Origin of the sequence: Phenylobacterium sp. (genome assembly GCF_036263695.1) — a bacterium.
GTDB lineage: Bacteria > Pseudomonadota > Alphaproteobacteria > Caulobacterales > Caulobacteraceae > Phenylobacterium.
In genome coordinates this window covers 1-10,847 of record NZ_DATAGM010000404.1, presented here as the reverse complement: position 1 = coordinate 10,847, position 10,847 = coordinate 1, and the positions used below count along the sequence as shown (strand labels likewise).

Below are 10,847 nucleotides of genomic sequence, written 5' to 3'. Positions count from 1 at the left end.
GCCGGTCCGTAGCTTCCGAGGCCAGCGCGCGGGCCTGGGCGACCGCCTCGCCGATCACCAGCACCACCGGGCCGCTGAAGGCGTGGGCCGCCAGCGCCTGCGGCAGCTGTGCCAGCGTGCTCTGGACGAGGCGCGCGTCGGCGCGGCCGGCGTTCTCCACGGCGACAGCGGGCGTCGTGGGGCTGCGCCCCTCGCCGATCAGCCGCTCGGCGACGGCGGCGGCGGCGTCGCGGGCCATGTAGAGGGCGACGGTGGTCTCGGCGTCGGCCAGGGCCGTCCAGCCCTCCTCGACGATGGAGCCGTCCTGCACGCGGGCGGTGGCGAAGGCCACGCGGCGGGCCTCGCCGCGATGGGTCAGCGGGAAACCGAACTGGGCGGCGGCGGCGCTGGCGGCGGTGACGCCGGGCACCACCTCGACTGCGACGCCGTGCGCTTCGAGGAAGGCCCGCTCCTCACCGGAGCGGCCGAAGACGGAGGGGTCGCCGCCCTTCAGCCGCACCACCTCCAGGCCCCGGCGCGCCAGCCGCAGCATCAGCCGGTTGATGGTCTCCTGCTTCATCGAGGCCTTGCCGGCCCGCTTGCCGGTCTGGATGCGCAGGCAGGTGGCCGGCGCCAGCGCCAGGATCTCGTCGGCCACCAGAGCGTCGTAGAGCAGCGCCTGGGCGCCTTCCACGGCCCGCATCGCGCGGACGGTCATCAGGTCGACGGCGCCGGGGCCGGCGCCCACCAGCAGGACGCGGCCGGCTTCAGGCGGCATGGGCATGGACTGTCTCCTTCAGGAGGCGTGCGATCTCGGGGCGGCAGGAGCCGCAGTTGGTTCCGGCGCCGGTGGCTTCGCCCACGGCGTCGAGGGTCAGGGCGCCGCCCGAGGCGGCCGCGGCGATGGCCCGTTCGCCCACCCGGAAGCAGGCGCAGACGATCCGGCCGGGATCGACCGCGTCGGCCGCCCGTCCGGCCAGCAGGGCGATGCGGTCGGTGAGCGCCAACGCATCATCCAAGAACCGATCCGCGATCCAGCCGCGGGCCGGCAGGGCGCCCATCCGGGTGATCACCAGCACCCGCTCGGGCCGGCCGCCCAGCACCAGCGCCCGGCGCATCGCGCCCCGGGCCGGATCGTCCATGGCCAGCACCTCCCCCGCCGCGCCCGCCAGCAGCGCCTGCATCACGCCCTGCCGCTCGGCCTCCTGGCCGCGGCCGGCGAACTCGTGGACGTGGCAGCCGTCGTAGGGCGTGCGCCGCCAGACGAGGTCGAAGCCGGCGGGCGCGGTCCAGGGCTCACGAGCGACGAAGAAGCCGCGCCAGGCCTCGCGGTAAGGCGCCACGCGAGCGGGCGTGTGCTTGAACTCCGGCTGCCCCGAGGTCGGGTCCACCCTGGCCTCGATCAGCGGGTTGGCCTTGCCCGAAGGGGCGAAGGCGTCGGTCCAGTGCATCGGCAGGAAGAGGCCGCCGCGCCGCTGGCGATCGGTGAAGCGGGCCGTGACCACCGCCCGACCGACGGGGGTCTCCACCAGCGCCAGCTCGCCGTCGGTGAGCCCGGCCGCGGCCCCGTCCGCCGGGTGCACCTCAAGCATCGGCTCAGGCGTGTGGCGGCAGAGCTCGGGGGCCAGGCCCGTGCGGGTCATGGTGTGCCAGTGGTCGCGCACCCGGCCGGTGTTCAGCGCGAAGGGGAAGTCGGGGGTCACGGCGCTGGCCGGCCCCTTCGCCGCGACGGGGATCATCCGGGCCCGGCCCTCGGGCGTCTGGAAGCAGCCGTCCGTGAACAGACGATCCGTTCCGCCTTCCGGCTTCACCGGCCACTGCACGGGCGCCATCGCCTCGTATTCGGCCTCTGTCAGGTCGGCGAGCGGGCCAAGGTCGAGGCACCGTCGGCCGGCGTTCTCGAAGGCGGTGAGCTGGGCGTACTCGCGGAACACGTCGGCCTGAGAAGTCCAGGCGAAGGCGTCGGAAAAGCCCATCGCCTGGGCCACGTCGGCGACGATCCGCCAGTCGGCGCGGGCCTCGCCCGGGGCCGGGAACAGCGACCTCTGGCGGGAAATGCGACGCTCGGAGTTGGTGACCGTGCCGTCCTTCTCGCTCCAGCCCAGCGCCGGCAGCCGCACGTGGGCGAAGGCCGAGGTGTCGGTGCGGGCCACGCAGTCGGAGACCACCACGAACGGGCAGGCGGCCAGCGCCTCGCGCACCTTGGAGGCGTCCGGCAGGCTGACGGCCGGGTTGGTGGCCATCACCCAGAGCGCCTTCACCTGGCCCGAGCGGACCTTCTCGAACATCTCCACGGCCTTCAGGCCCGGCCGCTCGGCGATGCGCGGCGCATTCCAGAAGCGCGCGACGCGGTCGCGCTCCTCCGGCGAGAAGTCCATGTGGGCCGCCAGCGTGGTGGCCATGCCGCCGGTCTCGCGGCCGCCCATGGCGTTGGGCTGGCCGGTGATGGAGAAGGGCGCGGCCCCCGGCTTGCCGATCTTCCCGCTCGCCAGGTGAGCGTTGATCACCGCCAGCGCCTTGGCCACGCCCTGCGCCGACTGGTTCGAGCCCATGCTGAACAGGGTGACGGCGCGGGGCGTGGCGGCGAACGCCCGGTAGAAGTCGACGACCGCCTTCTCCGGCAGGCCGCAGTCGGCGGCGACGGCGGAGAGACTCTGGTCGTCGGCGGCCAGCGCGGCGAGGGTCTCGGCCAAGCCGGCGACGTGGGCGTCAACGTATGCGCGGTCCACGTGGCCGTGCGCATCGAGATAGGCCAAGAGGCCATTCCACAGCCGCACGTCCGTCTGCGGCGCGATCGGCAGGAAGAGGTCGGCGCCCTCGGCGGTGTCCGTGCGGCGCGGGTCTATGACGATCCAGCTCTGGCCGCGGCCCCTCGCCTGCTCCAGCCTGCGGAACAGCACCGGGTGGGTCCAGGCGGCGTTGTGGCCGGAGAAGACCACGAGGTCGGCCAGGTCCAGGTCCTCGTAGCAGCCGGGCACCAGGTCGGCGCCGAAGGCCTGCTTGTGGGCCGCCACCGCCGAGGCCATGCAGAGCCTGGAGTTGGTGTCGATGTTCCCTGAGCCGATGAAGCCCTTCATCAGCTTGTTGGCCGCGTAGTAGTCCTCCGTCAGCAGCTGGCCGGAGACGTAGAAGGCCACCGAGTCCGGCCCGTGCTCGGCGATGGTCCGAGCGAAGGTGTCGGCCATCAGTCGCGTGGCCGCGACCCAGCTCGTGCGGGCCTCGCCGATCATCGGGTGCAGCAGCCGCCCCTGCAGGCTGACTGTCGAGGCCAGCGCCGCGCCCTTGGAGCACAGGCGGCCGAAGTTCGCCGGGTGGGCCGCATCGCCCTTCAGCGTCAGCGCGCGGGCCTCCCCCGGCTGCGCCGCGATCCCGCAGCCGACGCCGCAATAGGGACAGGTGGTGAGGCGCCCCGCCTCCAAAGGCCCTACCCCCTCACCACGCCCAGCAGGATGCGTCCGCCCTCGACCTTGACCGGGGCGACCGGGGCGCAGCCCTTGCCGCGGTCGGCGCCCATGGGCTCGCCTGTGGCCAGCTCGATCGACCAGTTGTGCAGCGGGCAGGCGACCGCGTGGCCATGCACGATGCCCTGGCTGAGCGGTCCGCCCTTGTGGGGGCACTTGTCGCGCAGGGCGAATATCTGGTTGTCGCCGGTCCGGAAGACGGCGATGTCGCCGCCGGGCGCCGGCACGCGGCGCGCGCCCCGCAGCGGCACGTCGGTGACCGCGCCGACGTCGGTCCAGGCGATAACGGGCTCCTTCACGAGAGCGTTCATGCGGGCTCGAACTCCATACGGCGCGACAGGGGGTTGAACTCGTCCTGGTGGCGGCCGGCGACGCGCTCGGCCCAGGGATCGATCCGGTAGAAGCGCTGCGAGTAGGCGAAGCGGTCGTAGAGGGCGCGGCGGCGCTCGGGGTCCTCGACGGCGACCCGGATGTGATCCAGGCCCACCCGGTCCATCCACTTGTAGATCCGCTCCAGGTACCAAGCCTCTTCCCGGTAGAGCTGGGTGATCGCGCAGATGGTCCAGATCGCCTCTTCCTCGGTGGCGACCTTGGTGAGCAGCTCGGTGCCGCGAATGTGCAGGCCGGCCGCGCCGCCCACATGGATCTCGTAGCCGCTGTCGACGCAAATCACGCCGATGTCCTTGCAGGTCGCCTCGGCGCAGTTGCGCGGGCAGCCGGAGACGCCGAGCTTGACCTTGGTCGGCGTCCACGAGCCCCACATGAACTTCTCGAGCCGCACGCCCAGGCCGGTGGAGTCCTGGGTGCCGAACCGGCACCAGTCCGAGCCGACGCAGGTCTTCACCGTGCGCAGCGCCTTGCCGTAGGCGTGGCCGGAGACCATGCCGGCCGCGTTGAGGTCGGCCCAGACCATCGGAAGGTCGTCCTTTTTGACGCCCAGCAGGTCGATGCGCTGGCCGCCGGTGACCTTCACCGAGGGGATGTCGAACTTCTCCACCACGTCGGCGATGGCGCGCAGCTCGTCGGCGCTGGTCATCCCGCCCCACATCCGCGGCACCACCGAATAGGTGCCGTCCTTCTGGATGTTGGCGTGGGCCCGCTCGTTGATGAACCGGCTCTGCTTGTCGTCGCGGTATTCGCCAGGCCAGGCGCAGAGCAGGTAGTAGTTCAGCGCCGGGCGGCAGGAGGCGCAGCCGTCGGGCGTCGTCCACTCCATGGCCTGCATGATCGCCGGCATGGACTTCAGCTCGTACTCGACGATGGCCTTGCGGACCGCGTCATGGCCGTGGTGGGTGCACTTGCAGACGGCGGCCGGGCCGGTCTGGGCCTCGAAGGCGTCGCCCAGCGTCAGCTGCAGGATCTTCTCCACCAGGGGCGTGCAGGTGCCGCACGAGGCCGAGGCCTTGGTGTGGGCGCGCACGCCATCGAGGGTGGTCAGGGACTTCTCGCCGATCGCTGAAACGATGGCGCCCTTGCACACGCCGTTGCAGCCGCAGACCTCCTGGGAGTCCGGCATCGCCGCAACGGCCTGCTTAGGGTCCACTCCCCGCAGGGCCTCCGTGATCTGCTGGCCGAAGATCAGGGTGTCGCGGACGTCCGAGACGTCCTCGCCCCGCTTCATGAGGTCGAAGTACCAGCCGCCGTCGGCCGCATCGCCGAACAGCACCGCGCCGGCGATCTTGCCGTTCTCCAGGACCACCCGCTTGTAGACGCCGCGGCCGGCGTCGCGGAACACCACGTCCTCGCAGCCGGGGCCGCCGGCGTAGCGGCCGGCCGAGAAGACGTCGACGCCGGAGACCTTCAGCCGGGTCTGCAGCATGGAGCCTTCGTAGGCCCCGTCCTTGCCGGTCAGCACGTCGCCGAGCGTGCGGCACATCTCCCAAATCGGGGCGACGAGGCCGTAGGCGATTCCGCGGTGCTCGGCGCATTCGCCGATCGCGAAGATCGCCTCGTCCGAGGTGCGCATCTGGTCGTCGACCACCACGCCGCGGGCGACGTTCAGGCCGGCGTCCGCCGCCAGGCGGGTGTTCGGCCGGATGCCGACGGCCATCACCAGGAGGTCGCACGGGATGGTGCGGCCGTCCTTCAGCTTCAGGCCCGACACCCGGCCGCCCTCGCCGAGGATCGCTTCGGAGTGCGCCTCGAGCAGGGTCTCGACCCCGCGCGCGGCCAGGGCCTCGCGCAGCAGGTAGCCGGCGCTCTCGTCCAGCTGGCGCTCCATGAGCACGTCCATCAGGTGGACGACGCTGGCCTGCATGCCCCGCTTGGAGAGGCCGTAGGCGGCTTCCAGGCCCAAGAGGCCGCCGCCGATCACCACCGCCTGGCCGCCGTTCTGGGCGGCCTCGGTCATCGCCTGCACGTCGTCCAGGTCGCGGAAGGTGACCACGCCCGGCAGGTGGGCGCCCGGCAGCGGCAGCCGGATCGGGTCGGAGCCCACCGCCAGGATCAGCTTGTCGTAGGGAACGGAGAGGCCGCCCTCGGCCTCCACGGTGCGGGCCTCGCGGTCGATCCGGGTCACCGCCCGGCCAGCGTGCAGGGTGATCCCGTTGGCCTCGTACCAGGCCATGTCGTTGATTACGATCTGATCGAAGGTCTTCTCCCCGGCCAGCACCGGCGAGAGCATGATGCGGTCGTAGTTCACCCGCGGCTCGGCGCCGAAGATGGTGACCTCGTAGCGGCCCGGGTCCCTCTTCAGAACCTCTTCGACCGCGCGGCACCCGGCCATGCCGTTGCCGATGACGACCAGACGTTCCTTGGGCATAGTCCCTCTCCGAACCTTGCACCCGGCGCCTCAGCGCGCGGGCGAAAAACCAAGATGGATTGGACGCCTTTGCCCCACGGACCCGGACGCGCCGGGGATGTCTTCACTCGAACCGTCGTTGGCTCGTCCTCAGCAAGTTAGCCTCGCGGAAGTCCGGGTGGGATGCTGCATTGCAGCACAGCTGCCTTTATTCAGTGCGGCGCCCGCGAAATGGGCGCCCTGACTGAAGGACGCCCAGCCTATGACCACGTGGCAGGCGCCGATCAGACCTTGGCGGCCGTGGCGGTGGCCGCGCCCCAGGTGGTGCGCCACTGCCGCTTGATCGAAGTGAGTCCGACCAGCGCCACCAGCGCCAGGGCGGCGAAGGCGAGGAAGCCAGCCTGGTAGCTGCCGGTCGCCTGCTTGGCCAGGCCGAGGCTGGAGGCGAGATAGAAACCGCCGACGCCGCCGGTCATGCCGACCAGGCCGTCATCACTCCGATTTCGGCGCGGAAGCGCTGAGGCGCCAGCTGGAACACCGCCCTCCGCGCCGCCCCGGCTAAGCCGCGGCCGCTCTCCCTGTACGACCGCGACCCGCTGCGCTTCTGGCAGATCGTCAGCCTCATTCTGCTCGTCCTGCTGATCGCGAGCCTGGCGCGGTAGTGCGGTATGGCTTACGCCGCCACCGCCACCGCCGCGTGCCGCGCGTAGAGGAACTCCAGCACCGAGCCGCGGGCTCGCAGGTATTCGGGATCAGCGGCGAGGTCGAGGCGGCGGCGAGGGCGGTCCAGCGTCACCGTCTCGATCTGGCCAATGGTGGCGGCCGGACCGTTGGTCATCATCACGATGCGGTCCGACAGCAGCACCGCCTCGTCCACGTCGTGGGTGATCATCAGCACCGTATTTCCGAGGCTGGCGTGGATCTCCATGACGCTGTCCTGCAGGTGGGCGCGGGTCAGGGCGTCGAGGGCGCCGAACGGCTCGTCGAGCAGCAGCACCTTGGGCTCCATGGCCAGGGCCCGAGCGATGCCGACCCGCTGCTTCATGCCGCCGCTGATCTCAGAGGGGCGCTTGTCCTTGGCGTGGGTCATCTGCACCAGAGCCAGATTGTGCAGCGTCCAGGCATGGCGCTCGGCGCGGGATTTCTTCCCCCCGAACACCTTGTCCACCGCCAGCCGCACGTTCTCGTAGACGCTGAGCCAGGGCAGCAGCGCGTGGTTCTGAAACACCACCGCCCGTTCCGGCCCCGGCGCGTCGGCGCTCTCCCCGTCGAGGATGACGCCGCCGGTGGTGGCGGGAACCAGCCCGGCGACCACGTTGAGCAACGTGGACTTGCCGCAGCCGGAGTGGCCGATGATCGAGACGTAGTCGCCCGCCTCGACCTGCAGGTGGATGTCGCGCAGCACCTCGGAGGACGCCCCGAAGCTGACGCCGAGCGCCTCGATGGACAGATAGGCCTTGGGCATGATTGCCTCCTTCAGCTCACGGCCGTGCCGCGGGAGACGAGGCGTCCGACCAGGGCCACCAGGCGGTCGAGCGCGAAGCCCACCAGCCCCACCCAGATCAGCGCCACGACGATGTCGGAGATGCGGGACGAGTTGTACTGGTCCCAGATGAAGAAGCCGACGCCGACTCCGCCGAGCAGCATCTCGGAGGCGACGATGGCCAGCCAGCTCATGCCGATGCCGATCCGCAGACCCGTGAAAATGTAGGGCGTAGTGGCCGGCAGGATCACCTTGGCGAAGTGCTCCAGGGGCGAGAGGCGCAGCACCCGGGAGACGTTGTTGTAGTCGTCCGGGATGTTCCGCACCCCGACGGCCGTGTTGATGATGATCGGCCAGATCGAGGTGATGAAGATCACGAACAGGGCGCTGGGCTGGGCCTCGCGCAGGGCCGCCAGCGAGATCGGCAGCCAGGCCAGCGGCGGCACCGTGCGCAGCACCTGGAAGATCGGGTCCAGCCCCCGGTGCGCCCATTTGCTGGCCCCTACCAGCACGCCCAGCGCCACCCCGCAGACGGCCGCCAGCGAGAAGCCGAGGCCCACCCGCGAGAGCGAAGTGGCGACATGCCAGAACAGGCCCTTGTCGACCCCGCCGTTGTCGAAGAACGGGTCGAGGATGATCGGCCTGGAGTCCCGCCAGATGGCGGAAGGGCCGGGCAGTCCCTGCGGATTGGACTGGGCCATCACCTCCCAGACCATGCCCACAGTCAGGAGCACGATGAGCGGCGGGACGCCCGTCTCCGCCACCCCGCGCCCCGCGGCCGCCAGCCGGGATGCGAGCGGCCGGGCGCGGCGCGGCAGGGGGACGATGGAGGCGGCCTTGGGGGCCGGAAGGTCCTCGGGTTCGATCACGTGGGCGGCGCTCATGCGGGCCTCCGGGGCTTAGGCGAGGGACTTGATGGCCTGGGCGTCGAGCCAGGCCTTGGGGTCGACGGGGTCGAAGACCTTGCCGTCGAAGAAGCGCTCGAGGCCGCGGCTGTCGCCGTCGGGCCCTGGGACGCCGATCGCCTTGGCGGCCTCCCGCCACAGGTCGGAGCGGTTGACCTTGCCGACCAGCGCCGTGGTGTCGGTTGAGGCCGGCAGGACGCCCCAGCGGACGTCCTCGGTGAGGAACCACAGGTCGTGCGACCTGAAGGGGAAGCTGGCGTTGTTCGACCAGAACTTCATCACGTGCGGGCTGGCCTTCTCCACCCGCCCCGAGCCGTAGTCGATGTCGGCCAGCTGCCGGGGCAGGATGTCGGCGATCGGCACGTTGATCCACTGCCGGCCGGAGACGATCTGGCACATCTCCTCGCGGTGCTCGCGCGGCTCGCACCACTGCTGGGCCTCCATCACCGCCATCAGCAGGGCCTTGGCGGCGAGGGGGTGCCTGTCGACCCAGTCGGCGCGCATGCCGAGCGCCTTCTCCGGGTGGTCCATCCACAGCTCGGACGTGGTGCAGGCGGTGTAGCCGATCTGCTGGCTGACCAGCTGGCCGCCCCAGGGCTCGCCGACGCAGAAGGCGTCCTGCGTCCCGGCCTTCATGTTGGCCACCATCTGCGGCGGCGGGATCACGATGGTCGAGACGTCCACGTCGGGGTTCACCCCGGCCGCCGCCAGCCAGTAGCGGATCCACAGGTCGTGGGTGCCGCCCCGGAACGTCATGGCGACCTGGGCCGGCGTGCCCTTGGCCTTCAATTCGGCGAACCTCGCCTTGGCGGCGCTGGCGTCGAGGCCGACCTTCAGCCCCTTCAGGTCGTTGCCGATGGAGATGGCCTGGCCGTTCAGGTTCAACCTGGCGAGGGTGTACATCGGCACGGGCTTGCCGCCGGTCGCCTGGCCGGTGCTGATCAGGTACGGCATCGGCGAGAGGATGTGGGCCCCGTCTATCCCGCCGCCGCCCGAGCCCAGCACCAAGTTGTCGCGCGTGGCGCCCCAGCTGGCCTGCTTCAGCACCTCCACCTCGGGCAGGCCGTACTTGGCGAATAGCCCCTTCTCCTTGGCGATGATCAACGGCGAGCAGTCGGTCAGCGCGATGAAGCCGAGCTTGGCGCCCTTGACCTCCGGCCCCTTGCCGTCGGCGAAGACGCCGGCCGGCATGGCGGCCTTTGCGTCGCCCGCCGCCTTGGCGCTCTCGCTCTTCGATCCGCAGCCCGCGAGGGCCATGGCCCCGGCGCCGGCCAGCAACAGGCGGCGCGACGGGCTCTTGATGGTCGTATCCATGGTCATCCCCTCAGAGCTTGAACTCGAAACCGAGCCAGAACCGCTGGCGGCTCGGGAATCCGGGCGCGCCGGCGTAATCCGCCCACTTGGCGAGCACGGTGATCTTCTTGGTGACTGCGGCTTGGGCGAGCAGGTTGAGCTCGTTCCCCAGATCGGCCCCGCCCCGTTCTGCCTCGAAGCTGTGGTAGCGGACCGTCAGTTCGATGTTGAACAGGTGGTCGGCCTTCCACGTCGGCCTGACGGTCAGGCCGATGTTGGCGTCCTGCAGCCCGTTGGGCGGCGTGGTCAGGAAGACGTCGGCCCAGCCCTGAAAGGCGTGCAGCGTGCCCAGCGGTGTCTGGAAGGCACGCGCGCCGTTCCCCTCCAGCGACTCGTAGGCGCCGCGGACGGTGAACATGCCCGACGTGCCAGAGAGCTCCGCGGCCCGGTAGTCCAGGTCGAAGCTGGCCGGATTTTCAGCGTAGTCGGTCTGCCGGGCGTAGCTGGCCGCGTAGCCGAGGCCGAGCGGTCCGGCCTTGGCCTTTCCGGTGACCCGCACGCCTGATGTGAGGCTGGAATTCCCCGGCGAGTTGGAAAAGTCGAAGGCGTAGGCGAACAGGGCCGGCTTGAAGGTCTCGGGCCCGGCGTAGGCGACGTTGACCAGCCAGCTGTCGCTCTTCCAGTCCAGGTCCTCCGCGAACACCCGGTTGACCCGGTCCACATAGACCACCGAGCCCTTCACCTTGCCCACGGCCACATCGGCGCGGAGCGCGTCGAAGGTCTGCTCGTCCTGTCGCCAGGCCGCGCCGCCGACGAAGCGTTGGTCGTCGAAGTTGATCCGCTGGCGCCCGAGCGTCGCGCCGAAGGCGGGGCTCGGGTTCCAGCTGACCTGCAGCCGGTTGATCTCCGCGACCTCGGGGTCGCCGATCACCGGATACTGGGTCTTGGCGTTGACCGTGGAGTTGTAGTCCTCGTCGAGGAGGTCG

At 70.8% G+C, this 10,847-nt stretch carries 9 protein-coding genes; all 9 read right to left on the bottom strand.

What is annotated here, in order from left to right; translation table 11 throughout:
- The coding region (gene cobA / locus VHK87_RS16280; protein ID WP_329635939.1) for a uroporphyrinogen-III C-methyltransferase at positions 1–763 on the bottom strand (763 nt) is incomplete at its 3' end.
- A complete protein-coding gene (locus VHK87_RS16275; protein ID WP_329635938.1) occupies positions 747–3,398 on the bottom strand; it encodes a molybdopterin-dependent oxidoreductase in 2,652 nt (883 codons plus the stop codon). The genes VHK87_RS16275 and cobA, both read right to left, overlap by 17 nt.
- A 5-nt stretch (positions 3,399–3,403) precedes the next feature.
- Positions 3,404–3,751 carry a nitrite reductase small subunit NirD gene (gene nirD, locus VHK87_RS16270; RefSeq protein ID WP_329635937.1) on the bottom strand — a complete coding sequence of 116 codons (348 nt, stop codon included), beginning with the start codon at positions 3,749–3,751 and terminating at the stop codon, positions 3,404–3,406.
- Entirely contained in the window at positions 3,748–6,201 is a 2,454-nt protein-coding gene (gene nirB, locus VHK87_RS16265) for a nitrite reductase large subunit NirB (RefSeq protein WP_329635936.1), read from the bottom strand. The genes nirD and nirB overlap by 4 nt, the downstream gene beginning before the upstream one ends.
- Positions 6,202–6,464: 263 nt before the next feature.
- Positions 6,465–6,656, bottom strand: coding sequence for a hypothetical protein (locus tag VHK87_RS16260; RefSeq protein WP_414694158.1), 192 nt, complete (start codon positions 6,654–6,656; stop codon positions 6,465–6,467).
- Positions 6,657–6,853: 197 nt separating this feature from the next.
- On the bottom strand, positions 6,854–7,645 hold the full coding sequence (locus VHK87_RS16255; protein WP_329635935.1) for an ABC transporter ATP-binding protein: 792 nt from the start codon (positions 7,643–7,645) through the stop codon (positions 6,854–6,856).
- Positions 7,646–7,656: 11 nt separating this feature from the next.
- Entirely contained in the window at positions 7,657–8,547 is an 891-nt protein-coding gene (gene ntrB / locus VHK87_RS16250; protein WP_329635934.1) for a nitrate ABC transporter permease, read from the bottom strand.
- A gap of 15 nt (positions 8,548–8,562) precedes the next feature.
- Positions 8,563–9,888, bottom strand: a complete 1,326-nt coding sequence (locus VHK87_RS16245) for a CmpA/NrtA family ABC transporter substrate-binding protein (protein WP_414694157.1) — start codon at positions 9,886–9,888, stop codon at positions 8,563–8,565.
- Positions 9,889–9,892: 4 nt separating this feature from the next.
- On the bottom strand, positions 9,893–10,847 hold a 955-nt coding region (locus VHK87_RS16240), incomplete at its 5' end, for an alginate export family protein (protein WP_329635933.1).